The organism is Pseudomonas sp. SDT291_1_S447, from assembly GCF_054070155.1.
The window spans coordinates 1-279 of record NZ_JBSVXS010000357.1; the positions used below are offsets into that span (position 1 = coordinate 1).

The 279-nt window shown below is 64.5% G+C and carries 1 pseudogene; it reads right to left on the bottom strand.

Annotation, left to right across the window (positions count from 1 at the left end):
- Positions 1 to 279 (bottom strand): annotated as a pseudogene (locus ACW9IR_RS29915) (phage tail tape measure protein); the annotation flags it as partial.

Sequence of the window (279 nt, forward strand, 5' to 3'; positions counted from 1 at the left end):
TGTTGTTGTTCTGGATGCTGGTCAGCAAGCCGCCGGGCGGCACCGCCGAAGGGCGCGCCGGCGAAAGGCTGGGGATTGCCGCGTTGATGGTTTGCTGGGCTTTCTGCGCCGCGTTGGCGGTGTCAGCGGCATTGGTCGCGGCATCGACGCCGGGCACTTCAGGCATGCCGCCGAAACGCGCTTCGATGTTCACGCCCGGGATGCTGTTCAGCAGCTCGATCACACCGTTTACGGCCTTGGTGAAAATGCCGACGATGCTGTCCCATGCGGCCTTGGCCA